The following is a 25,500-nucleotide window of genomic DNA, read 5'->3' on the forward strand; positions in this document are numbered from 1 at the left end:
TTTATCCATTATTATTTTGAGTTGTTGTATTTGAATGCGAGAACGTTTTAATTTTTATGACATAACCAAAGTCTGGACTGGTTAACACAATTTCACCACTTAATTTGTCTGTGATGTCATCATAACGAGCATCAAGGATCGTTTTTCCTGATTCATTCACTAATGTTCTATGATTGTCATGTTCGTTTAGTTGCCAGCCAATGCTAGTTAAACTTCCTTGCCATGCTTCCAGTGGCCACAAGGTAATCATGACATTAAATAGCACTTGTTCTGGCGGTGGTAGTGTGTCACTTAGCCCTGCCATTACGTAAGTATCTAACGTTTGACCATCATAATCTAAGCTTAATAAACGAGAACCCCATGAGGCAAAGCCAGCTAATACCAAGTCATTACCTGTCAGTTGCAGTTGAACAGGAAGCTGATTCTTTTTTCCTTGCCATTCTACTGAGATTAACTGACTAAGTGATAAGTCACTGCCATACTCTTCAGGCTGAGGTAAAGTAACAAATTGTCCTTGTGACACTTCAACTTGATTCGGTTGCTTTATTGGCTTAGCTGCACATCCCATCAAAAGAAAGGATAGAACAAGCGCTATAAGATGGTGGACTTTTATGGCCTTATGATGCATCTTTTTTCTCCGAATACGTATTGATGTGCCCTTTACTCTCTTTATTTTGTTGGCTTAACGGAGCCAATAACCAAGCAACGATAATCCCTGTTAGTACCGTAATACCGAAGCTATGAATCGCTTGGGTTTCACTCAAGGCCAATAAACCAAATGACAAAATCGTCGTTAACGCAGATAAAGAAATCGCTAATAACGTGCTTTCTTTATGTGAATCATCACTTTGCTTATTCTGCTCTGCGAAAAACAAGGTGTAGTCTATTCCTATCCCTAAAATCAACATCAAGGCTAGTAAGTTAAACAAATTCAACGGTACGCCAGTTAAAACGGTTACAGCTAAACCGGCGCAACCTGCTATAAATGGTGGCAATACAATTAAAAACGCCTGTTTCATTTTATAGCGAGGTAACAACAGTAAGAAAATAGCGGCATAAGCAAACAATAATAGCTCGGTAATACGATGTCGATAATCGGCAAATAAACGAGAGATCTCTTCTGCTTTATTTAAATAAGTAATGTGATTATCCGCTGCAAATGCCTGTAACTCACTACTGTTCACTTCTTGATTGAAAGTAATCACCGAAGCAAATACACCATCGATTTTACCTAACCATAAAAAACCAACCGTGTCTGATATTGGTGACGCTAAGAAGCCATTTATAGTCAAAGGCTGATATTGTTGTGAAAAATCCAGCGCTGTTTTTTGCTGTATGACACTTTGATAATACTCAGATTGTTGCTGATACAGGAGTTTAACTAATTGGTAATTTTCTTGTTGTCTTTTTTGTGACGGTACATAACGGCTTATGGATTGATAGCCACCGAAATCACCACGTTTATCCAGTTTAGTCGATATGGTTTCTAACTTTTGCAGTAACCCTTCTTCAGAACTGTCTCGTACAAGCAATAGTTGCTGAGATCCACCGACACCTGTAATCGCTTTTATCTCTCTCTCTTGCTGCTGCAGTGCATGTGGTAAAGCTTGAAGCTGACGAATATCATCATCATATTTCGCCATATAGACACCAAAACTTGCAGCAATCAATAAACTTAATGGTAAGACTAATCGAATAAGCGGTTGTTGCCACACTAAGAGCCACTGACTCAGCGCTCGCTGCATCGGTACTCGGTTATATTGATTTGGTTTACTTGCCAGTACTGGATACCAACATACCACGGTAAAATAAGCTGCTGTTAAACCAATGGCGGAGAATAAGGATAATTGCTGTAATCCTGGGAAAGGCGCAATAAGCATTCCTAAATAACCAATTAAACTGGTAATTAATCCCAAGGTAATGGCAGGAAACAACTGTTGAATACCCACCACTGAATTCCATTTTTTACCCGCATGAAGTCGATCGGTTAAAAAGTGAAATGCATAATCAATAGAAACCCCAATTAAGCTGGCACCAAAAACCAAACTAAAGAGGTGAATCGATCCAAATAAAGCGATCGTCAATACATAGGCACAAGCAAGTCCCGTTGAAATAGAAAGTAAAGCCAGTGACAAAGGCAAAGTGCTACGATAAACCAAAAAGACAAGAACAATTATCCCGATAAGAGACCCAAGACCAATAGTGCTGATCTCTCCTTTGGCACTTTCTGTTCCGTGAGCAGCATAAAAAATCACGCCGGTATGCTGAATATCAACCGAGAATGTTTTTGATACTTTGCTTTCAAGTGACAATAGTTGAGGTAATTGCTGCTGCAAAGAGAGTTGGTATGATGATCCTGATAGATCGGCGGTGATCACGACGTATTCTTTATCATCGTGTTTGGCAATCAGATAGCCGTTCTCTACTTGAACATTACCTGAGCTTTGAGTTAACCCTGATAAATAATCTCGAAATAACAAGAAAGGATCGTTCTCTAACTCCCCTCCCGTCACACCTGAAAAAGGATTGTATAGTGCGTGTAATACCTTTTGAACTTGCTGTTCTGGTGCTTGTTCTAATTGTTGGGTTTGCTGTGCTGTCAGTAACTGAGCGCGAGCAGGAAAATAAAATTTCCCCCACGCTTGTTGTTGCTCAGGACTTATCGTTGCGGTTACCGAGTCAAACATAGGTAACGCAACCAGTTCTTCATTAAACTGATCAACCGCTTCAATCAGTTTTTTACTGTCACCTTGGGTTTGGCTAACTACAAACACCACTTTGTCACTCATGGTGTTAGCAATATTATCAAACGCTTGCTGAGCAACTTTATCTTGTTGATTATCAGGTAATAACGCCAAGATATTAGTTTCTATTGGCAGTGCACCTTTGGTTGTACATTGATAACCAAATACCCCAGCTATTCCTAATAGAGCCAATGCCCAAACCAAAGCTAAAACTCGTGGCTTTATCCAATTAGAATTCGAAAACACGTAACTCTTCTTCTGTTAAGGTCGCAGGTTCTGTCGACTGATTAGTAAATACCATTTCAGTTACGTCACCTCGTACTTCACTTAATACCACTCGATTTAAATAGTCATTACCCTCAATTTTTATGGTTTTAAATACGCTGTCAATTGGGGCTTTAGTTGGAGTAAGTATGAGTGTCCAAGCCTCTTTTTCACCCGTTAATTGCAAAGTGAAATTTGCTTTAATGGATTCCGTATCCCCTTTAAATAGAGATAGAAATAGACGAGTAAAATAAAACGCCATTGGATTATCTGAATCCGTCATGACTTGAGTGTCACCATTAATGGATTGGCGAAGTTTGTTCTGCGTTAAAGTCAACGCAATCGGAAAAGGCGTTGTTTGTTGCCACAATAACCCCTTTTCATGATCCAACAAAAAAGTACCTGATGTCGATAATGGTTGTGCAAACATCTGCATGGTTCTTACTTGTTTAAAATCACCACGAACAAGAGTCGACTTTGCGAGTTGCAGCTGCAAGTCATCAACACTAAATGCAAAGCTATTTACGCTAAAAAGCATAACAAACGATGTAACCAATAATGACCAATAACGTTTAACATTAAGCATTATGATAAGCCTCTACTTTATCGGTAAATACACGAGGAGAAACAAAGCACATTTCTTCAGTTTCTATGCTTACCGCTACTTGCATTGTATGGGCTTTAGTCATTCGTACGTTGGTTTCTGCATCATAGATAACATAATCAACACGCATGCGGTTTTCCCATTCCGTTAGTGTCGCCTCCACTCGGATCTTATGATCGTAAGGAATGGATTTAACGTACTTAACACGAGTGTCAATGATGGGCCAAACATAGCCTGACGCCATCATATCTCGATAGCTATAACCGATTTTTTCAAGCATTTCATGACGTGCTTTTTCAAAAAATCGGAAATAATTACCGTGATACACAACCCCCATCGGATCCGCATCCTGAAAGGCCGTTGTGATCATCACTTCTGCGCTTAATACATTTACTGGCTTAACTTCATTTGTATTAGTCACAACATTTAACCTTAGTATAGTGTCCAGTGCTGTTGCTGAATCTTCGCCATAAAGTTACGTAAATCGTTCTCTAATGGTCGGTCTTCATCGACAAAAGCAAATTCACTTAATACCGCATCACGCATGGTTTTAAGCTCTGAACTTAACTGAGTATCATCAAGCTCACCTTGCTTTTCACGCAATACTAACGCTTGAGTTGCCGCTAATAATGAAGCTGATGTCACTTGCTCTGTTAACTGTAAAACACGTAAACAATCACGAGAAGCAATCGTACCCATGCTCACTTTATCTTGGTTATGACATTCTGTTGAGCGAGAGAAAACACTTGCAGGCATGGTTCCTTTAAGCGCTTCTGCTGTCCATGCTGAAATACCAATCTGAACTGCTTTAAAGCCATGGTTAATTGGTTTACGAGCCCCTGTTGAACCCGTCAGGTTAAATGGTAAACCGTTATTGAATTTGTAATCCATTAGCTGTGCCATTTGGCGATCTAATAAATCAGCAATGTTCGCTACTGCGGTTTTTAGCATGTCCATTGCCATTGCAATATGACCACCATAGAAATGACCACCGTGAAGAACACGCTCATTATCACCATCGATAATTGGGTTATCGTTCGCACTGTTTAATTCATTTTCAATCATTTGACGCAAGAACGGTAGGCTATCTTGAAGTACACCAATTACATGTGGAGCACAACGAAGTGAGTAACGGTCTTGCAGACGATCACTGTTTCTTGGTGGTGTTTCGTTGTGTAGATCAGAACGTAACCAAGCAGCAATTTGTTGTTGGCCTGGATGTGGTTTCACCGCAAATAACGCTTCATCAAAGTGGAAGTCATTACCTTGCATCCCTACTGATACCATTGCGGTGATCTTAGTTGCCATTTGCGCTAAGTACTCAGCACGCTTATACGCTAAACACGCTAATGCTGTCATCACTGATGTACCATTCATTAACGCTAAACCTTCTTTTGGTTTAAGCTTGATTGGTGTGATATTTAGCTCTTTAAATACATCTGCAGTTGCACGGATTTCGCCTTTATAGATCACTTCACGCTCACCAATAAGCGCAGCTGCAAGATAAGATAATGGTGTTAAATCACCACTGGCACCTACAGAACCTTCTTGAGGAATACGTGGAGATACTCCGTGATTAATTAGAGTGACGATTTGATTAAGCAAATCATGAGTAACACCCGATACCCCTTGTGATAAAGAGCATAAACGAGTCGCTAATACGGCACGTGCTTGTTGTTCATCTAAGTTTTCGCCTAAACCACAACCGTGAAAACGCGTTAAATGCAGCGGTAATTCATCCACTAAATCCATTGGGATTGCTACAGTACAAGAGTCACCATAACCCGTTGTTACACCATAGATCACGCCTTCTTCTTTTAATAAGCGCTCTAAAAACTCAACACCACGGTCAATTTTGGCAGTGAATTCATCAGAGTTATTAAGTTGTGCATTTGCACCATTTGCAATATCAACAACGTCTTCAATTGTCAGACGTCCTTTACCAAATGTAATTGAATTAGTTGTCATCTTTCTTTCCAGTTAACTGCCAAAAATTAAAAAAGTTATACCATTGTGATGGTGCTTTTAATGTGAAATGCTCTAGGCGTTGAGCATAATTTTGTACGACTTCTTGCAAAGCCTCTTCTCGCTTACCACGAGGTAATATGATTTGTTCAGAAAACGGTTCTAAGTACACATCAAACAACGGATCTTTTTGTGTATCGTCACGAAGCCCAAACATTAAATATACTGGTTGCTTTAAAATAGAAGCCAACATAAATGGCCCTTGAGGGAATGGCGCAGGCTTACCAAGAAAATCAGCCCAAATCACTCGATTCTCTTTAGTGACTGACGTTCTATCACCAACGATAACAATCCACTCACCATCATCAATTTTTTGCTGTAATAAAATGGCGGTATCTGGCCCTATTTTAGACACCTGAATAACATTCACTTCTGATTGCGGATTAACGGTTTTCATTACCGTATTAAAACGCTCTGCATGCTCAGTAAAAACTAACGCATTAATCTTCAGGTGAGTATGACGACGGCTAAGCGCACGACATAGTTCTAGATTTCCTAAATGAGAACCCAGTAATACAATACCTTTTTCACGCTGAGCTAATGTTTGATAATGCTCAATACCATGAACCGTTAGGTTTTTATCTGAAAAATCACCACGCCATGCCGCAAGCTTATCTAACATGGTTTCACCAAAAGAGACCAAATGACGATAAGTGGTTAGCTTTTCAGGTAATTGAATGCCTTTAATTCGAGCATAAGCATTTACCTGTTGAATGAAGTCATCTGAAGCGTCTTTGACTGAACCACCACGTAGGTAGTAATAAGCCATGACTGGTTTGAGTAATAGCGAAAATACTTTGCGACCAAACGTTGAATAGATCCAAAGTAAAAATTGAATACCTAAAATCGTACCGCGCTCAGCATGAGACGACCAATGATCTTCTTGAACAGGTTTACGTTTTAGTAATGAAGGAATACGAGGCAACATGCCAAAAAATAATTTGGTGTGCATCCAACTGATTTTCACGTTATCCCATAATGCATCAAAATGAGAAATGCCATCTTCTGGGTAAATAACACGAGTATTGATAAAGCGAATATCGGTTTCATTCCAGTACATACGAACCATGATTTCGGTATCAAAATCCATTCGTCGGCCAATAACCGCTCGCTCTAATACGTTAATCGTTGGACCGATAGGATAAGAGCGGAAACCACACATGCTGTCTTTAATGGCAAAAGAAAGTGTCTCAATCCACACCCAAATATGCGTAGCATAGCGACCATACAAACGAGATTTAGGTACACTCTCATCGTAGATAGGTTGTCCAGAAATCAGTGCCGTTGGGTGTTCTTGAGATTCCGCAATTAATTTAGGTAGCGCTTCGAGATCATGTTGACCATCAGCATCAATTTGAATCGCATGGCTGTAACTCTGCTGATAGGCTTTTTCGATACCAGCAATCACAGCACCACCTTTACCTTGGTTTTCAACTAATGTAATTAAGGTAATTGACTCATGCTGTTGCGTTACTTCTTCTAAAATACGCTTTGTTTCATTCTCACTGCCATCATCAACGATGATCATTGGATAACCATACGACATCAATGATTCAACAACCGCAGGAATGGTTTTACCATGGTTATAGCAAGGAATTAAAAAACAAGGGCGAAAGTTAGTCATGATTACGCTCCTAACACAATACGACCAGAAGCGTGATTGCTTACCGTATCGCCTTTATTTGAGCGGTAAGTAAAATACAGCTTACTCTTCTCAATATCCCATTTAAGCTCAAGTTCTACTTCCATATTCGGTAAAATAGGTTCTTGAAACTTAAGCACTTCCATCCCTTTAAAGTTTGAATGTGTATTAAGGTACTGTTTAGCGTAATGAATAGCCCAATCAACTTGAGTAACACCGGGTAGCAAAGGATGATTTGGAAAATGTCCGGTAAAATCTAAGATATCCTCGTCAACACGCATACGAATAAGCACACTTGGCTGCGCTTCATTTACTGAGATATCTTTTGTTATAAGAATACTTGGCTTACGTTTTATCATAATCTAATCTTTTTTAATTATTCGCATCATTAAATAGCTGCTTTAAATCGTGCATTTGACGTTTACCTTGGCTATTTAGTGGAATTTCACTAACAGTTCTAAAACGACGAGGAATACCAACTGGTTCTAACCATTCACGTAATTCTGAGCGTAACCTCAACCAGAACTTACCCTTAGAGCCTTGATTCATAAGTTTAGTTCCCGCTTCTGATAGAACAATCACTGCACCTAATATAGTACGTTTTTCCTCTTCCATTGGGATAACTGCGGCTTCATTAATCCACTCTAACTGCATTAATCGTTTTTCAACTTCCGTTAAAGAGAGGCGCTTTTCTTCAATTTTGATCACGCGATCAACTCGGCCTTTTAGAACAAACTGACCATTAGCAAGCAAGTCACAATAATCGCTGGTCGCGTACCACTCTTCTTCATCAATGAAGGGAGAGAGCAATTCTAAGCAATGCTCAATGTTTAAACGGACTTGATGAGAAGGAAAAAAGCACCATAAAGAGCTTGGTTCAAACTGCTGACGGTAGCCAATACCACCTGTTTCTGTACTACCATAAACTTCAAATGGGCGCAGTGAGAGTTTTTTCTCACTTTGCTCAGCCCCCTCAATAGCAAGCGGCCCACCTGATGAGAAAACCATCTGATAAGTATTGTGTCCTTCATGATCAACCAAGCGCTTAAGCAATGCTGGGCTACAAATAAGCGTTTTTTTATCATCAGGTCGATGAGATAAAATTTGCTCTGGGTAGATAAAATTATGGCGACTAAAGGCACGACCCGCAGTTAATGGCCATAGCACTCTAAATAATAAGCCATAGATATGTTGGTGTGATACGGTGCTGTAAATGTCACTTTGTCCGAGTTTTTCGCCCCATAAACTGTCTAATTGTTGAATTTCGTTATCAAGCAATTGAAGGTTTTTAGCAATGGGCTTGGGAGTATCGGTCGAGCCAGAAGTAAACAAAGTAAGCGCAACCTCATGAAGAGGAAGTGGTGATAATGTAGCTAGATGGTCACTTTTTATATCATGATAGGCAACATGCTCACTGCATGGCATCACCTTGATAATGTCATCATGGATTAAGGCATCAAAATGCTGAGATAATTCGGCCAATGCTGCTGGTTGATGGTTACCTGGAAGAATAAGGTGTTTACCCGCATGGGCTAATGCAAGAAAAGTAACCGCAAAATAATAGCTATCATCAAAACACAATGCCCACTTATCTTGAGGCTTTTGATGAAAAAACGCACATGCTTGTTGCACGTCTTTTTGAAATTGAGAATAAGAAATATATGAGTGCAGCTCATCAAAACACACCATGTGGTCTGTTTTATTTTGTAATACTAATTGCGAAAGAGAGACTGTTTTCATACTTCTTTTTTTCTTATCCATTGGCGCACTAACCATTCGCTTATGAACAAAGTTCCAATAAGCAAGTAGCTAATAAATCCGTTGTATAGCATCCACATCTTCATATCCATGAAACAGGTAGAAAAAGAGATAGAGCCATTAATAATAAAAAATACACACCAAATTTTAGTTACGGTTCTGGTGTACTTAACGCCACTTTCAGGTAAATCAGGTTCTTGTAGACGAGCAAAACGTTCAATCATGCTTTGGGATTGAAATAAACTCCAAAAAAACATAACGAACATAACGACATTGACTATTACAGGGTAGAAGGTAAACCAGCCTTCGGTTTTAAATATCCAACCAAGAGAAGCAAGAATTATCCCCGCTCCACCACTGATAATAGCGATGTATTTGAGTTCTTTTATCGGTACTTGTTTACCACCGACCATACGCACTAAAAACAACACCGCTAGTACGCCTGCTACTGTCTTTATTCCACCAAAATGGAGACCATAGTAGACCGCTAGCGGATATGCTAAGAGTGCAATGGCTGACAGCGCTGTCAGCCAACGCATTATTCGCCTTTTAACAGTGCAGCTACAGAATTAACTACATCGTCGACAGTACGAACTTCTTTGAACTCTTCTGGTTTAATTTTCTTACCCGTCACTTTCTGCAAATGAACAACAAGATCGACAGCATCGATACTATCTAAATCAAGGTCAGTATACAGCTGAGCTTCTGGGGTAATATCTGCTTCATCAATTTCAAACAGTTCAACTAACGCAGAAGTTACTTGCTCTAATACTTGCTCTTTATTTACGTCTGTCATTATTTACTCTCTTACGCTTTGTTTGCATTAATGTAAGCGGCTAGGTTTGCTACTGACGCAAAGTGTTCACGAGTTTGAGTATCGTCAGCATCTAACACTAAGTTGTACTTTTTCTTAATTGCTAAACCTAGCTCTAGAGCATCGATAGAATCTAAGCCCAAGCCGTCACCAAATAGCGGTGCATCAGTTTCAATATCATCAACAGAGATATCTTCTAGGTTAAGAGCGTCAATAATTAATTGTTTAATTTCGTTGTGTAATACTTCCATCAATGACCTACTTATTTTCTTTTGATGTGTTGACTTCATTTTGTGGATACAAAGCTGTATCTAAAAATCGATTTACATTTCGAGCCGCTGAAGATGAAGCGTCAGCGTCTTCGATAAATGGAGTGATGGCGACTCTCTCTTTCACTTGTATATGAAAAAAAGGACGAACATCAGGAACTTGATACCACTTTGCTTCTTTAGTTAAAAAACTGGGTGTTACTGTGATATGAATAATACGAATATCACTTTGACTACGAACCGCAATTTGCGCTGCGCCTCGTTGAAGTTTTGATTTTTTACCCAGTGTTGTTCGCGTTCCTTCAGGAAAAACCAACAATACATTACCTGAGTTTAATTTTTCAGAACACTCTTCTAAAAACGCTTCTGGTTCTTGATTTGGAATGTACCCCGCCGCTCTGACAATCCCTTGTGTAAACGGATTATGCCATAAGGCTGCTTTTACGATGCAATCGCATTGCTTCAATTGTGAAGCAATTAAAACATAATCTATTAAGCTTGGATGATTAGCGACAATTAAGCAATTTCTGTCACTCTGAAGAAGCTCTGCACCATCAAATTGATACTTAATCGCACGACTATAGTGCATTGTTTTACAAAAGATAAAAAAACTACGTTGGATAATCGATTGCACTCGAACTTCACGTTGTTTTTTATCTTTTGCAGTAAATGTAAGCAATGGAAAAACAATAAATGTCAAACAAAGCGCACCGACCCCGAACAAAGAGAAACAGAAACCGGTAGCTAAAATTCGCCAGTATTTATCAGTGCGTTGAAGTAAAGTCATAAGACTATTTTCGATTCCATATCCATTGTTTTGAAGAACTCTCCGTTATCCATTGAGAATGTGATCCTACTAAGTTAGCTATACATTGCAACCCATGAGGCAATCCAGAAGGTTTAATTGTAGGTTTATTGTTCCATTGAAGAGAAAAAACGTCCCCAGCGCTCATTATTAAGCCAAGTGCATAGCCTTGATAATTTTGTTTTTCAAACTCTTGGTAATGAGAAGGCAAAGGCTCATCAAAATCGATGATAAGTACTTTATCATTTGGATTTTCAGCTAAGTACGCAGCGGCTTCAATAACCGCAGAATGGAAGGTATTCTCTCCAGCAGCAATAGAAGTAACTGGAATGGCTTTTTTGGCCGTAATGGTAAATAGACCTGCGGCAGTATTATGAACTGATTGAGAAAAAGCCATTGGAGAAGCATCATCTCCATTCAAAATATCTTCTAAAAGAGCCACGGTTCGAGTTAACTCACCATGTCGACTAGAAAAAACCAAATAATCAATGTCATTTTCTTCCGCTAATGTTAATGCGGTTTGCACGGCTAATTTACTTAACGAGCTCATTCTTCTTCGAGCCATCGCTGGTATTTTATCGACTGGCGCTTTTTCATTTTCAGGCCAAGTGAAATTATTTTCACGCCATTCTAACCACGCATTTTTGCTATCCAAACCTGCAGAAATTGCGTGCCAATCGATAATATTAAAATTTGCGTATGTCATGATATCCATCTAGTCGTAAAAATATTACAATTTGTTAGCCTACTCGTATAGGATATATGAATTCAGTGACTTGGCGCAAATACAATAATGCGAGTCATACGGTAAATAAATATATATAGCGAAATTTAAGGGACTACCATGTCATTTTTAAAACCATTATTAGCGACTTCCGGTTTAATATTTTTATCGGGTTGCGCGAGTGTCATGACTCTTACTGATAAAAATACGGGTGATGATTTATTCCTTACCAATAAACCCGTTTATACTCTTGTGAACCTTCACCCTGATGACGCTCGTTCAAAACTTTATTCTGTTAATTTTCAACAAGATGGGTTCATTCCTCTTTGTACTCAAGTTGATATTGTCAACGTTAGCACTAAACGCCTTACGTTTAAAATTGATAGTAGCGGCAGAGAATATATTTTAGATAAACACAAATCATCTCCTGATTTTGCAAAATACTTAAGTAACTATTTTGGTACTGAGTGTAATACTGCAGAAGTAAAAAAATTGAGTGCACTTGATCAACAAGGAATTAAAGAAGGTGTGGTTAAGAAAGGCATGACAAAAGAAGGCGTGAAATATGCCATCGGCTTCCCACCAGAACACAAAACACCTAATTTAAATAGCGATCATTGGTTATATTGGAAAAATAGATTTAATACTTTTAAAGTCGAATTTAACGGTAATACCGTATCAAATATAATCGATTAATATCATTCTCTCTTATATATCAGTGGTTTCTTGCTTTTGAACAAAGTTTCACTCATTACCACTGATATGATCATTTTATCATCTTCAACTATGGTTAATCTCTGTGACTCAATATAAAAATGACCCATTTAACGCATTAGAAGCAAAAACAGAAGCTCAAAAACTTTCTTTTGCTCCTATTGTTTTTCATACAGCTCGAACGCTTAGAGATCTTGGTATTCTAGCGGCTTTAGATAAAGCTCAAGATCAAGGTTTAGATGCTGAGCAATTAGCGCAAGAAACCGGTGTATCTGAATATGGCGTGAAAGTCTTACTTGATATGGCATTAAGTGCGCACATTGTTACTTGGAATAAGCCAAACTATGTTCTTGCAAACCTTGGTCACTTCTTATTACACGATGGGATGACGAACGCTAACTTAGATTTTACAGCTGATGTTTGTTATGCCGCTATGATGCATCTTACTGAAGCAATTCAAGAAGGCACACCTGCCGGCTTAAAGGAGTTAGGTGACTGGCCAACAATTTATGAAGGTTTGTCTCGATTACCAGAAAAAGCCAAAGAGAGCTGGTTTAAGTTTGATCACTTCTATTCTGACCGTTCGTTCCCAATCTTATTAGAAAAAGTATTAAGCCAAAAACCAAAACGCCTGTTTGATATCGGCGGTAATACAGGTAAATGGGCACTGCAATGCTGTAATTACGATAACGATGTTGAAGTAACAATCATTGACCTTCCACAACAAATCGAAATGGCGTTAAAAAATGCCAAAGAACAAGGTTTTGCCGACCGTATTAATGGCCACCCTACTAATATGCTTGATAAGACTCTACCATTACCTCAAGGTGCAGACGTATGGTGGATGAGCCAATTCCTAGATTGTTTCTCACCAATGGAAATTTTAAGCATTTTAAAACGTGTTCGTGCTGCCATGTCCACTGACGCGAAAGTATATATTTTAGAGCTATTTTGGGATGCGCAAAAATACGATGCCGCTTCATTTAGCTTAAATGCGACATCGCTTTATTTCACTTGTTTGGCCAATGGTAATAGCCGTTTCTACCGTTGCAGTGATTTCTTAGAAATTATTGAAGAGGCTGGATTTGCTGTAGCAGAGCAAACTGACAATATTGGTTTAGGGCATACATTACTTGAACTTCGAGCTAAGTAAGTCTGTTTTAAATAAAAATCACCTATAAATATAATAATATCCTCACCACTTTAGGTTACCGACACCTAAAGTGGTGCTTTTGTCTTTAAAGGAGCGCTTGTGCAATCACCACAAACAACTCAAGTGGCTATTATTGGTGCTGGACCTTCTGGCTCTATTGCTGCTGCACTATTAAACAAACACAATATCAACTGCATTATTCTTGAAAAATCGACTTTCCCTCGCTTTTCTATCGGTGAAAGTCTTTTACCTGCGTGCATGGAATCCATTAAAAATGCAGGCATGCTAAAAGCAGTTGAAGATGCTTGTTTTCAATTCAAAGATGGCGCCGCTTTTCATTATAATGACACTTTTACTTCTTTTGATTTTACCGATAAATTTACTGACGGCGCAGGAACCACATTCCAAGTACAACGTGGCAATTTTGATAAAGTTTTAGCTGATTGTGCAAAAGAACAAGGCGTTGAAATTCGCTATCAACATGAGATAACTGACGTTGATGTAAATGCAGAAAAGCCTCTGTTATCGGTACTGGATGAAAACGGAACGCCTTACCAAATTCAAGCTGATTTCATTCTTGATGCGAGTGGCTTTGGTCGTGTTCTACCAAAATTATTGGAATTAGAAGAGCCTTCATGTCTGCCACCACGCCGTGCTATTTTCACACACATCAAAGACAATATTTCTGACGAAAACTACGACAGAAATAAAATCTTAGTTTCTGTTCATCCAACAAATACACAAGTGTGGTATTGGTTAATTCCATTCAGTAATGGGACCTGCTCTTTTGGTGTGGTTGGAGAGCCTGAATTCTTTGATGCATATTCAGAAAATAAAGTAACGGCATTAAAACAACTTGCAGAAGAAGAAAGCAATCTTAAGCATCTGTTAAACCAAGCTGAATACCAGAACCCTTGTGGTGAAATCATGGGTTATTCTGCCAATGTCAGTAAGCTGTTTGATAAAAACTTTGCTTTACTGGGTAATGCCGGTGAATTTTTGGACCCGGTGTTCTCTTCTGGTGTCACGATTGCAATGAAATCGGCAGAGCTCGCTGCTGACTTATTAATTAAGCAATTTAATCAAGAAGACGTTAATTGGCAGCAAGATTACTCCGATACCTTAATGAAAGGAGTTAATGCATTCCGTTGTTACGTAGAAGGATGGTATGAAGGGACATTCCAAGATGTCATTTTTCATGAAAATCCGAATCCTAAAATTAAACAAATGATCTGCGCCATTTTAGCTGGCTATGCTTGGGATGAAAGCAATCCATTTGTTGCCGAACCAGAGCGTCGATTAAAAGTGGTTGCTGAATTATGTAAGCCATAACTACTCACTCCATAATCAAAAAGGCATCCAAACTCTAGATTGGATGCCTTTTATGTTTTTAAAGCCTGCTTATCTTATGCCTGTTCACTCTCAATAACTGCTTTTAAACTGTGAGGATGAAGCTTTATACATACTCCTTGGTATTTGAATGCTACGGTGTAATTTGCAATACGCTCTGCATCACCTGATGGACAACTCTGTTTTACTTTAACGCCCATAGATGCCAAGTTATCCCACTTATCTTTTAGAGATGGGAACGTTTTAAATACATATTCCAAAAACGCTTCTTGAGAATCCACATCACATGGGATAACCCACTCTACATGTTCCCACCCTTGCTGCGGATAACTTTTATCACCTGGATATGGCAACTCTAAACATTCAATAGACCAACCGTTGATAGTTAACGCTTGATTAAAACCCAAAGCAATAATAGGACGGCCGTTAATTTCATTATTTGACCATTCTTCTGCTTGTTGTAGCCACGCTTGATGAGCTGCTTCTGCCACGTCTCGATCATTGATTCTTAGTGCAATGTGATCCGCTTGATATTGAGTTAAATCGATCTCTAGTACATCGAGTAATGCTTGGATCTTCTCCATAAATGAAGGTAATGCATTAATCAGTTGTTGAGGCTCTAATTGTTGCTGTTTTAATAATAGTAATGACATGAAGGCAACCTAACGGTAAAAAAGAGAAACCGAATTGTATCAACCTCTTTACTTGATGTTTAGAACCTTTCGAGAAATAGCCTCTAAGTTGCAATAAAAAATAACAGAAACTATTAAATATCCCCTGTTTTATTGCTATTATTAGCGATTATTTTGCTTTCCATGCAATAGCATTCCTGTTTAACAGCGATATGAAGGATAACCTCTTTGAATATTCAATCACTTATTAACGACAAAGTTTCTCAAGCGTTAGAAGCAGCCGGTGCGCCAGCAGGCAGCCCTGCCGCAGTACGTCAATCTGCAAAAGCACAATTTGGTGACTACCAAGCTAACGGCGTAATGGGCGTAGCTAAGCGACTAGGTACAAACCCACGAGAATTTGCTCAGAAAGTACTGGATGTTTTGGATCTTGATGGCATCGCTAGCAAAACTGAAATTGCAGGCCCTGGCTTTATCAATATTTTCTTATCAGAAGAATTTCTAGCAAAACAAGCAGAAGCAGCATTAGCTGACGAACGCTTAGGTGTTGCTAAAGAAGAACAACAAAACATCGTTGCAGACTACTCTGCACCAAACGTTGCTAAAGAAATGCACGTTGGTCACTTACGTTCAACCATCATCGGTGATGCTGTTGTTCGTACTCTTGAGTTTTTAGGTCATAACGTTACTCGTGCTAACCACATCGGTGACTGGGGTACTCAGTTCGGTATGCTTATCGCAAACCTTGAGCGTATCCAAAAAGAGAAAGGCGAAGTTTCTATGGAGCTGTCTGATCTTGAAGGTTTCTACCGTGAATCTAAAAAACTGTATGACGAAGACGAAGAGTTTGCAGTAACAGCGCGTGGTTATGTTGTTAAACTTCAAGGCGGCGATGAGTTCTGCGCAGAAATGTGGAAGAAGCTTGTTGACGTTACTATGGTTCAAAACCAACGCAACTATGACCGTCTAAACGTATCACTTACTCGTGATAACGTAATGGGCGAAAGCATGTACAACAGCATGCTTGCTCCAATTGTTGCAGATCTTCAAAAACAAGGTTTAGCTGTTGAGAGCGAAGGCGCTCAAGTTGTATTCCTAGATGAATACAAAAACAAAGATGGCGAACCTATGGGTGTTATCGTTCAAAAACGTGACGGTGGCTTCCTATACACAACAACAGATATTGCTTGTGCTAAATACCGTTACGAAGAACTGAATGCAGATCGTGTTCTTTACTTCATCGATTCACGTCAACACCAGCACTTAATGCAAGCTTGGACTATCGTTCGTAAAGCGGGCTATGTTCCTGAGAGCGTATCTCTAGAACACCATGCATTTGGTATGATGCTAGGTAAAGATGGTCGCCCATTTAAAACTCGTGCAGGCGGTACAGTTCGTCTAGCTGATCTTCTTGATGAAGCTGAAGAACGTGCAACAAAACTGATCGAAGAGAAAAACAAAGATCTATCTGCTGAAGAAAAAGCAAAAATTGCTACAACCGTTGCAATGGCTGCAGTTAAGTACTCAGATCTTTCTAAGCACCGTACTACGGATTACATCTTCGATTGGGACAACATGCTTGCGTTCGAAGGTAACACAGCGCCTTACATGCAATATGCATACACTCGTGTAGCTTCTATCTTCAGCAAAGCTGGCTTATCTATGGATGAGTTAACAGGTGAAGTTAAGATCACTGATGAGAAAGAAAAAGCGTTAGTTGCTAAGTTAATGCAATTTGAAGAAGCGGTTCAAGCAGTAGCAAGTGAAGGTCAACCTCACCTAATGTGTGCTTACCTATTTGAACTTGCTGGTCAATTCTCTAGCTTCTACGAAGCGTGCCCTATTCTTAACAACGAAGATGACGCTGTTAAGCAAAGCCGCCTGAAGTTAGCTGCATTAACAGCGAAAACAATTAAGCAAGGCTTAGAACTACTAGGTATTGAAACGCTAGAGCGTATGTAATTCCTATTTCAACAATCTGAATACTCATTCAGATTGTTGATAACTAAAGATCAAAAAAGGAGCTAAAATTAGCTCCTTTTTTATTATCTATACTTTATGTAAGAAAATATTAAAACCAACGTTCTAAAGCTGTTTTATCTAACTGTTTAAACGCTTTATTCAAAATATTCGCCAGTTCTTTATAACGTGGCTGACTCTTCATTGGCTCTAATGCGGCCCCTGATTCAATAATTTTTTGGTACAACTCACGATACCAACTCGCTAATGCTGGCGGTAATTTTGTATTCGATCTATTACCTAACCACCAAAAACCCTGTAATGGCATACTAATCGCAAACAATGCAATGATGATAGCTTGTGGCAACCCTGCTGTATTATTAAAAACCATTTGCGTTAATACGCTGATAACCGCAACCGCTGGCATGACTTTAACAGCGAACTTAGTTGCTTTAATCACTCGTTGCTCAGGGAACATCGGAGCTAACTCTTTTCGCTCAGGCCAAGTATCCATATAGGTTTGACCATCTCGAAATCGGAATAAAAAACCGTTTTCACTCATATTGCCCCCTTGGACTTCTAAACAAAAGTTGAATCATTCAAAAAAATACAGAATAAACTTGATTAGAATTAATATTATCTTAAAATATTTTTGTTATCTTAGCGCACAATCGTTATCCTATGCGCTGATTTATCTTTTGCTGTAGTTCTACTATAAGCTAAAAGTAGATAAATCGGCAAGGACTGCTGTAATGCTCTTACTAAGGATAGCTAATTTTTTTGGATAAATGTGGTTGTTTTCAATTAATCGACTACATTTGTCGTGATATGTCATTACGACATAACTTTAATTACTGATGAATAAATAGGTATTTATACATGTCTAAGCTGGTTTTAGTTTTAAACTGCGGTAGTTCTTCTCTTAAATTTGCGGTTGTTGACGCAGAATCTGGTGCAGAGCACTTAACTGGTCTTGCTGAGTGTCTTGGTCTTCCTGAAGCTCGTATGAAGTGGAAACTTGATGGCAAGCACGAAGCTCAACTAGGTGCAGGCGCTGCACACGTAGAAGCTCTATCATTTATGGTAGAAACTATCCTTGCATCTAAGCCAGAGCTTAAAGCTAACCTTGGCGCTATCGGTCACCGTATCGTACACGGTGGTGAGCAATTCACTAAGTCAGCACTTATCACTGACGAAGTACTTAAAGGTATTCAAGACGCTGCAACTTTTGCACCTCTTCATAACCCAGCTCACATCATCGGTATCGAAGCAGCTAAAGCTAACTTCCCAGGCCTTCAAAACGTTGCTGTATTTGACACAGCGTTCCACCAAACTATGCCTGAAGAATCTTACCTATACGCTCTTCCATACAACCTATACAAAGAGCACGGCATCCGTCGTTACGGCATGCACGGTACTTCTCACCTGTTCATCACTCGTGAAGTTGCTGGTCTACTAAACAAGCCTGTTGAAGAAGTTAACATCATCAACTGTCACCTAGGTAACGGCGCATCTGTATGTGCAATTAAAAACGGTGAATCTGTAGATACTTCTATGGGTCTTACTCCTCTTGAAGGTCTAGTAATGGGTACTCGTTGTGGTGATATCGATCCTGCTATCGTTTTCCACCTACATGACGCTCTAGGTTACTCTGTTGAACAAATCAACAACATGCTAACTAAAGAGTCTGGCCTACAAGGTCTAACTCAAGTAACTTCTGACTGTCGTTTCGTTGAAGACAACTACGGTGAGAAAGAAGAAGCAACACGTGCGATGGACGTATTCTGTCACCGTCTAGCTAAATACGTTGCAGGTTACACAGCAACTCTAGAAGGTCGTCTAGACGCAATCACTTTCACAGGCGGCATCGGTGAAAACTCTGCTCCAATCCGTGAAATGGTTCTTAACCGTCTAGGTATCTTCGGTATCGAAGTTGATGGCGAAGCAAACCTTAAAGCACGTTTCGGTGGTGAAGGTACTATCACTACTGCTAACAGCCGTATTCCTGCAATGGTTATCTCTACTAACGAAGAGCTAGTTATCGCAGAAGACACAGCTAAACTAGCTGGTCTGTAATATCTCCTAAAAGGCTAGCCATTAGGTTAGCCTTTTTTCTTTCTATGGCTTTATTTTTTCAATAAGGTCTCTTGCCCCAATAGTGTAGAGGAATTTTCCATGTCTCGTACTATTATGCTTGTTCCAATCAGTGCTGGTGTTGGTCTAACTAGCGCAAGTTTGGGTGTATTACGTTCAATGGAACGTAAAGGCGTAAGCGTTTCTTTTTACAAACCAATCTCTCAGCCTCGTCACGGTGGTGATCAACCTGATCTAACTACTTCAATCGTGACTAGCAGCAGCGATATCAAAGCAGCAGAACCAACTACAATCTCTCGTGCAGAAGAACTGCTACGTAACGAACAGTCTGACGTTCTTCTAGAAGAAATCGTTGCGCGTTACAAGTCAATCAGCCAAGACACTGATGTGACACTTATCGAAGGTTTAGTTCCTACTCGTAAACACCCATTTGCTAACCAATTAAACGGTGAAATTGCAAAAACTCTGGGTGCTGAGATTGTGTTTGTAGCAACTCCTGGTACAGATAACCCTTCTCAACTTAAAGAGCGTATCGAAGTAGCATGTTCTAACTTTGGTGGCACTAAGAACAAACAAATCGCTGGCGTTATCATCAACAAGCTAAATGCTCCTGTTGATGAAGCGGGTCGTACTCGCCCTGACCTATCTGAAATCTTTGATGATGCAGATGCAACGACTAAGACTAACCTTGAAGTAATGCAAATCTTCAACTCTAGTCCTATTCGTGTTCTTGGTTGTGTGCCTTGGAAAGTAGACCTAATTGCTACTCGTGCTATCGACATGGCTAAGCACTTAAATGCTGAAATCATCAACGAAGGTGAAATTGCGACTCGTCGTATTAAGAGCATCACTTTCTGTGCACGTTCTCTACCGCACATGATTGAGCACTTCAAACCAGGTTCTCTATTAGTAACTTCTGCTGACCGTCCTGACGTTATCGTTGCTGCATGTCTTGCTGCAATGAACGGCGTAGAAATCGGCGCGATCTTACTGACTGGCGGTTACGAAATCCCTCAATCAATTGCTGAACTTTGTAAGCCTGCTCTAGAGTCTGGTCTTCCAATCTTCACTGCACAAGGTAACACTTGGCAGACTTCTCTAAATCTACAAAGCTTCAGCCTTGAAGTTCCTGCAGATGATAAAGAGCGTATTGAGTTTGTTAACGAGCACGTTGCTAGCCACATTGATGGCCCTTGGATTGACTCTCTATCTGAAGGTACTGAAGGTATCCGTCGTCTAAGTCCACCAGCATTCCGTTACCAGTTAACTGAATTTGCTCGTAAAGCGGCTAAACGTATCGTTCTTCCTGAAGGTGATGAGCCTCGTACAGTTAAAGCTGCGGCTATCTGTGCTGAGCGTGGTATCGCGACTTGTGTTCTTTTAGGTAACCCTGAAGAAATCCGTCGTGTTGCAGCGCAACAAGGTGTTGAACTTGGTGCTGGCGTTGAGATCATCGATTCTGATTCTGTACGTGAAAACTACGTTGCTCGTTTAGTTGAGCTACGTGGCGCGAAAGGCATGACTGAAGTTGTGGCTCGTGAAAAACTACAAGATTCTGTATTCCTTGGTACTATGATGCTTGAAGCGGGTGAAGTTGACGGTCTTGTTTCTGGTGCGGTTCATACCACAGCAAACACTATCGTTCCTCCATTCCAAATCATCAAAACAGCTCCTGATGCTTCTATCGTATCTTCAATCTTCTTCATGCTTCTGCCTGATCAAGTTCTTGTATACGGTGACTGTGCGATCAACCCTGATCCAACGGCTGAGCAACTTGCTGAAATCGCTATCCAATCTGCTGATTCTGCAATGGCGTTTGGTATCGACCCACGCGTTGCAATGATCTCTTACTCTACTGGTGAATCTGGTAAGGGTGCAGACGTTGATAAAGTACGTGAAGCAACGAAACTTGCTCAAGCAAAACGTCCTGATCTAGTAATCGATGGTCCTCTACAGTACGATGCTGCAATCATGGAAAACGTAGCTGCTTCTAAAGCACCTAACTCTCCTGTAGCTGGTAAAGCTACTGTATTTGTATTCCCAGACCTAAACACTGGTAACACAACGTACAAAGCGGTTCAACGTTCTGCTGACCTAGTATCTATCGGTCCAATGCTTCAAGGCATGCGCAAGCCAGTAAATGACTTGTCTCGTGGTGCTCTAGTTGACGATATCGTATACACAGTAGCACTAACAGCTATCCAAGCGGATCAAGCTGCACAAGCTGAAGAAAAAGTAATTAACTAATTTCATGCTCTAGAAATAGAGTGTAGTTAATGAAAATAAGAAGACACGCGATGAAAGTTGCGTGTCTTTTTTTGTGTTTATGAGATAGGGACTAGGGGCGAGTAATTAGGAGCGAGGTAAGAGCGAATAGAACTTTTAAGAGCTAGAAACTAGGGACTAAGGACGAGTGATTAGGGGCGAGGTAAGAGCGAACAGAACTTTCAAGAGCTAGAGACTAGGGACGAAGTAAGAGCGAGATCTACCTTCTCTCGACTAGAACTTAGTAATAAATATCTATAAATGAAAGTAAAATCATAACGTTTATCGCAACTTTCTTCTGCTCTTATCTAATCCCTAAATTCTCGCCCCTCGCCTCTTTCTCCCATAAAAAAAACGAGAACCAGTTGGCTCTCGTTTTTATTTATCACTTTACTCTAAGTTAAGCGACTATCGTATGTAAGTGGTCATTAACTCGTTTTGATACACTGGGCGATACCACACACGCTCTGCCTCTTGGCAACATTGTGTTTTCTCACATCCAGCGAGTTCACGAGTTAACTTTCCTTTTTTTACCCAAAGCTCAAGCATTGCATCAACACCATCTTCACTCATGCTGAATTTCTTTGCTAATGCAATACGCTCTACACGGCCTTGTTCGTCAATATACTGCTTAAGTTCGGTTAAAATCATACTAATGCTGCCTGCTGTTCTTGAGCTTCTTGACCTTTACGTTTTAGTACTAGGTAAGTCACTAACATAATAATAAGTGAAATAGCTATCCACATAGCACTTGTCATCGGTGCTGCTGAGAAGTGAGCAATTTGGTAATACAGTGTTGCTGAAACATAAGCAAGTAGCATTGTCCATCCAGCAATAAAGTACGAGTATTTACGGCCAAATTCACGCATGTATGCCCCCATCGCAGCGACACATGGAGTGTAAAGCAGGATGAAGATTAAGTAAGCCATTGCGCTTGCACTTGTTACAAAGTGAGCTTGTAGATTACCAAAGATTGAATTTTCAACGCCTTGTTCTTCTGCCACAGCTTGAATATCCGTTAAGTCACCAACTTCAACACCTAGAGGATCTGAGTAGCTTAATCCTGATAGGTTATCTGGAATAGACATTACTGCTTCATTTAAGCTTGCCATTAAATCAAACTCAGCATCATCGCCCGCAGGATCGGCATACAAACTATTTAACGTACCAACCACCGCTTCTTTAGCAAAGATACCAGTGATAATACCTACCGTTGCTGGCCAGTTATCTTCTTGAATACCAATTGGTGCAAGAACAGGCGTAACTACTTGAGCTGCTTTTGATAATACTGAATTTTCACTGTCTTCGTTGCCGAATGTGCCATCCATACCTAATGAGTTAAAGAAGCTTAATAGTGTTACAACCACAACAATAGTTTTACCCGCACCAAGTACAAAGCGTTTTAGTTTCTGCCATGTTTTGATCATGATGTTACGCATAGTTGGGAATTCGTAATCAGGAATTTCCATGATGAACGAATCACTACGCCCTGGATAAATCGTATGTTTCAGTAACAAACCCGTAAATACTGCAGCTAAAATACCGAAAAAGTACAAACCAAATACAACGTTTTGACCATTTTCAGGGAAGAAAGCAGCAGCAAACAATGCATATACAGGTAAACGAGCACCACATGACATAAATGGAGCCATTGACGCTGCCAATTTACGCTCACGCTCTTGTTCTAAAGTACGAGTAGCCATGATAGCTGGAACGTTACAACCAAAGCCAAGTACAAGTGGTACAAATGCTTTACCTGGTAATCCAATCTTTTGCATCACTTTATCAAGTACAAATGCAGCACGAGCCATATAACCAGAACTTTCTAGTAAAGAAAGGAACAAATATAGACAAGCGATAACAGGAATGAAGGTCGCTACGGTTTGGATACCACCACCAACACCATCAGCAATTAGAGTCACTAACCAAACAGGTAAATGTCCGTCTAACAAGTAATGACCGCCATCAACAAGAAGTGCACCAACACCGATATCGAAGAAATCAATAAATGCACTACCAATGTTGATAGAGAACATAAACATTAAGTACATAATGAAAAAGAAGAAAGGAACGCCCACCCATTTATTTAGAATAACTTGGTCAATTTTCTCACTGACACTGTGGCTTAATCGGCCTTCTTGGCGACGTAATTGCTGACATAATTGATGTAGGAAAGTGTAACGACAATCGGCAATATGAAAGTCAGCTTCAACATTTGTATTAAGCACATTCGTAATGTTAGCAACTTGATTTCGTTTATCCGCTTCTAGTGTATTAAGCACTAACGCATCGTTTTCTAAAGCACGAATTGCCAATGAGCGACTAGATGCATATTCACTCGAAAATAATGCCGATGCTTCTTTAATTGCAGCTTCTACATCATCACCATAAGTCAGCTCAAGTGGCATCATTTTAATGCCTTGAGCAATAGACTTATGTAGCTTTTCTTTAAATTTATGAACTTGTGTTTTGTCATTTGCCGATAAAGACAATACAGGGCAACCCAGAACTTTTTCTAAGCCTTTTACATCTAACACTTGGCGTTGACGTTTAAGTACGTCCATTTTGTTTAGAACAACGATCATTGGGCGACCCAACTCACGAAGTTGTAGCGTCATATATAAGCTACGTTCTAAACAAGATGCATCAACAACATTAATAATCACATCGGCAGCATGAGTTAACACTGCTCGTGATGCAATAGTTTCATCCAAACTGTTTACGTCATTACCACTGTCTAATGCATAGATACCCGGTAAGTCTGTAAGTAAAAAATCATCACCTGAACACGTATATTTACCGGTTTTCTTTTCAACCGTAACACCAGCCCAGTTACCTACTTGTTGCTTTGCACCAGTTAATCCATTAAACAGCGTTGTTTTACCGCTATTTGGGTTACCTACAGTTAATACTTGATACTGCATTTTATAATTCCTTAACTGTAATTTGTTCAGCTAAATTCTTTCGGATAGCAAGAGAAGTGCCTCTCACGCTAATCTGTAATGGGTCTCCCATTGGAGCTTTTCGTAAAATCGCAATTTCAGTATGAGGCAATATACCCATTACCATTAACTTTTTTCTTGTGTCGGTTGGTAACAAAGACATATCTGTTACTACAGCTTTTTTGCCGCTCTCTAATTGCGCTAGGTTCATCTCAAGCTCCACGATAGTGAGAATCATTATTATTTCGTTTCATTTTATAACTAACAGTTACTTTTTTCTTGCGCTAAATCAATTTTTTTCAGTAAATTGACAAAAAACATCAAATACCCTGTTGTTAATCGTAAAATAAGATATATGACATTGCTTCCAAAACCACGTCAATTACGTCAATTTAATACCATAAATAAATAACGTTAAAATAATTAAAAACATAACAAAAACGACAAACAAATAAATATCATTTAAAAACAAGCAGATAAGTATAAAATTATATGAATGTCGTTTTTGTACCAATAGATTGTCGTTATTTTGATATGTAAAAAAAGAAGGGGAGATTATAGTTAATTACATCGAGAGGGAGACCTCTCAACTTTTATTCTAATAGAAGTAACAAGAAGTATCTTGTTACTTCGGCAGCAAGCGAAGGCGTCTTTGGCGCCCGTGACGTAGTCCCCCCGGCTACGTCACGATCTTTTTTTTCTTTATGAAAATACCCATCCGATTAAATACCTCATATTGAAC

24 protein-coding genes are annotated in these 25,500 nt (G+C 39.6%); 6 read left to right on the forward strand and 18 right to left on the reverse strand.

The window, feature by feature from the left end:
- Position 1: 1 nt before the first annotated feature.
- The 13 genes from HC728_RS01840 to HC728_RS01900 form a co-directional block, all read right to left on the reverse strand.
- Positions 2-628, reverse strand: coding sequence for a DUF3261 domain-containing protein (locus HC728_RS01840; RefSeq protein ID WP_188863391.1), 627 nt, complete (start codon positions 626-628; stop codon positions 2-4).
- Positions 618-2,990 (reverse strand): MMPL family transporter, encoded by a 2,373-nt coding sequence (locus HC728_RS01845; protein WP_190395084.1) that lies wholly within the window; start codon positions 2,988-2,990, stop codon positions 618-620. Before HC728_RS01845 ends, HC728_RS01840 begins: the two co-directional genes overlap by 11 nt.
- Positions 2,974-3,594 carry an outer membrane lipoprotein carrier protein LolA gene (locus HC728_RS01850; protein ID WP_190395085.1) on the reverse strand — a complete coding sequence of 207 codons (621 nt, stop codon included), beginning with the start codon at positions 3,592-3,594 and terminating at the stop codon, positions 2,974-2,976. The genes HC728_RS01845 and HC728_RS01850 overlap by 17 nt, the downstream gene beginning before the upstream one ends.
- Positions 3,587-3,982, reverse strand: coding sequence for a thioesterase family protein (locus HC728_RS01855; RefSeq protein WP_155650294.1), 396 nt, complete (start codon positions 3,980-3,982; stop codon positions 3,587-3,589). Before HC728_RS01855 ends, HC728_RS01850 begins: the two co-directional genes overlap by 8 nt.
- Before the next feature lie 62 nt (positions 3,983-4,044).
- Positions 4,045-5,580 (reverse strand): histidine ammonia-lyase, encoded by a 1,536-nt coding sequence (hutH, locus tag HC728_RS01860; protein ID WP_155676398.1) that lies wholly within the window; start codon positions 5,578-5,580, stop codon positions 4,045-4,047.
- Positions 5,570-7,261: a glycosyltransferase gene (locus HC728_RS01865; protein ID WP_190395086.1), complete on the reverse strand. Its 1,692-nt coding sequence runs from the start codon at positions 7,259-7,261 to the stop codon at positions 5,570-5,572. The genes hutH and HC728_RS01865 overlap by 11 nt, the downstream gene beginning before the upstream one ends.
- Positions 7,262-7,263: 2 nt before the next feature.
- Complete coding sequence (locus HC728_RS01870) at positions 7,264-7,638, reverse strand: 3-hydroxyacyl-ACP dehydratase (RefSeq protein WP_065604128.1); 375 nt, start codon at positions 7,636-7,638, stop codon at positions 7,264-7,266.
- Positions 7,639-7,651: 13 nt separating this feature from the next.
- The gene (locus HC728_RS01875) at positions 7,652-9,040 is read right to left on the reverse strand and encodes an AMP-binding protein (protein ID WP_069581119.1); all 1,389 of its coding nucleotides are present in this window, start codon (positions 9,038-9,040) and stop codon (positions 7,652-7,654) included.
- The gene (locus HC728_RS01880) at positions 9,016-9,576 is read right to left on the reverse strand and encodes a hypothetical protein (RefSeq protein WP_005418342.1); all 561 of its coding nucleotides are present in this window, start codon (positions 9,574-9,576) and stop codon (positions 9,016-9,018) included. Before HC728_RS01880 ends, HC728_RS01875 begins: the two co-directional genes overlap by 25 nt.
- Positions 9,576-9,833 (reverse strand): acyl carrier protein, encoded by a 258-nt coding sequence (locus HC728_RS01885; RefSeq protein WP_005418340.1) that lies wholly within the window; start codon positions 9,831-9,833, stop codon positions 9,576-9,578. The genes HC728_RS01880 and HC728_RS01885 overlap by 1 nt, the downstream gene beginning before the upstream one ends.
- 11 nt (positions 9,834-9,844) lie before the next feature.
- Positions 9,845-10,102 (reverse strand): phosphopantetheine-binding protein, encoded by a 258-nt coding sequence (locus HC728_RS01890; protein WP_017018452.1) that lies wholly within the window; start codon positions 10,100-10,102, stop codon positions 9,845-9,847.
- A gap of 7 nt (positions 10,103-10,109) precedes the next feature.
- Positions 10,110-10,907, reverse strand: coding sequence for a 1-acyl-sn-glycerol-3-phosphate acyltransferase (locus HC728_RS01895; protein ID WP_190395087.1), 798 nt, complete (start codon positions 10,905-10,907; stop codon positions 10,110-10,112).
- 4 nt (positions 10,908-10,911) lie between these two features.
- Positions 10,912-11,631 (reverse strand): beta-ketoacyl synthase chain length factor, encoded by a 720-nt coding sequence (locus HC728_RS01900; RefSeq protein WP_065604132.1) that lies wholly within the window; start codon positions 11,629-11,631, stop codon positions 10,912-10,914.
- A 138-nt stretch (positions 11,632-11,769) separates the two neighbouring features.
- On the opposite strand from HC728_RS01900, the gene HC728_RS01905 reads away from it, so the two are divergent.
- The 3 genes from HC728_RS01905 (at position 11,770) to HC728_RS01915 (ending at position 14,848) form a co-directional block, all read left to right on the forward strand.
- On the forward strand, positions 11,770-12,345 hold the full coding sequence (locus HC728_RS01905) for a hypothetical protein (RefSeq protein ID WP_065604134.1): 576 nt from the start codon (positions 11,770-11,772) through the stop codon (positions 12,343-12,345).
- A gap of 103 nt (positions 12,346-12,448) precedes the next feature.
- A complete protein-coding gene (locus HC728_RS01910; RefSeq protein WP_011261512.1) occupies positions 12,449-13,516 on the forward strand; it encodes a methyltransferase in 1,068 nt (355 codons plus the stop codon).
- A gap of 99 nt (positions 13,517-13,615) precedes the next feature.
- Positions 13,616-14,848 (forward strand): tryptophan 7-halogenase, encoded by a 1,233-nt coding sequence (locus HC728_RS01915; RefSeq protein ID WP_190395088.1) that lies wholly within the window; start codon positions 13,616-13,618, stop codon positions 14,846-14,848.
- A 74-nt stretch (positions 14,849-14,922) separates the two neighbouring features.
- Here the strand turns inward: HC728_RS01915 and HC728_RS01920 are convergent, their stop codons facing one another.
- Positions 14,923-15,519, reverse strand: a complete 597-nt coding sequence (locus HC728_RS01920; protein WP_065596151.1) for a VOC family protein — start codon at positions 15,517-15,519, stop codon at positions 14,923-14,925.
- Between the two features lie 207 nt (positions 15,520-15,726).
- Between HC728_RS01920 and argS the strand changes: the two genes are divergently transcribed.
- Positions 15,727-17,460 carry an arginine--tRNA ligase gene (gene argS / locus HC728_RS01925; RefSeq protein ID WP_005418328.1) on the forward strand — a complete coding sequence of 578 codons (1,734 nt, stop codon included), beginning with the start codon at positions 15,727-15,729 and terminating at the stop codon, positions 17,458-17,460.
- 109 nt (positions 17,461-17,569) lie between these two features.
- On the opposite strand, the gene yfbV is transcribed toward argS, so the two are convergent.
- Positions 17,570-18,019 (reverse strand): terminus macrodomain insulation protein YfbV, encoded by a 450-nt coding sequence (gene yfbV, locus HC728_RS01930; RefSeq protein WP_017018457.1) that lies wholly within the window; start codon positions 18,017-18,019, stop codon positions 17,570-17,572.
- 317 nt (positions 18,020-18,336) lie between these two features.
- Between yfbV and HC728_RS01935 the strand changes: the two genes are divergently transcribed.
- Both HC728_RS01935 and pta read left to right on the forward strand, forming a co-directional pair.
- On the forward strand, positions 18,337-19,533 hold the full coding sequence (locus tag HC728_RS01935) for an acetate kinase (protein ID WP_012533087.1): 1,197 nt from the start codon (positions 18,337-18,339) through the stop codon (positions 19,531-19,533).
- Between the two features lie 99 nt (positions 19,534-19,632).
- A complete protein-coding gene (gene pta / locus HC728_RS01940) occupies positions 19,633-21,798 on the forward strand; it encodes a phosphate acetyltransferase (protein WP_017018458.1) in 2,166 nt (721 codons plus the stop codon).
- A gap of 426 nt (positions 21,799-22,224) precedes the next feature.
- Here the strand turns inward: pta and HC728_RS01945 are convergent, their stop codons facing one another.
- The 3 genes from HC728_RS01945 to HC728_RS01955 are packed head-to-tail and all read right to left on the reverse strand — an operon-like array spanning position 22,225 to position 24,969.
- On the reverse strand, positions 22,225-22,467 hold the full coding sequence (locus HC728_RS01945) for a FeoC-like transcriptional regulator (RefSeq protein WP_005418321.1): 243 nt from the start codon (positions 22,465-22,467) through the stop codon (positions 22,225-22,227).
- A complete protein-coding gene (gene feoB / locus HC728_RS01950) occupies positions 22,464-24,740 on the reverse strand; it encodes a Fe(2+) transporter permease subunit FeoB (RefSeq protein ID WP_017018459.1) in 2,277 nt (758 codons plus the stop codon). The genes HC728_RS01945 and feoB overlap by 4 nt, the downstream gene beginning before the upstream one ends.
- Position 24,741: 1 nt before the next feature.
- The gene (locus HC728_RS01955) at positions 24,742-24,969 is read right to left on the reverse strand and encodes a FeoA family protein (protein WP_017018460.1); all 228 of its coding nucleotides are present in this window, start codon (positions 24,967-24,969) and stop codon (positions 24,742-24,744) included.
- Positions 24,970-25,500: the final 531 nt, after the last annotated feature.

The organism is Aliivibrio sp. S10_S31 (genome assembly GCF_014694495.1).
Taxonomy (GTDB): Bacteria; Pseudomonadota; Gammaproteobacteria; order Enterobacterales; family Vibrionaceae; genus Aliivibrio; species Aliivibrio fischeri.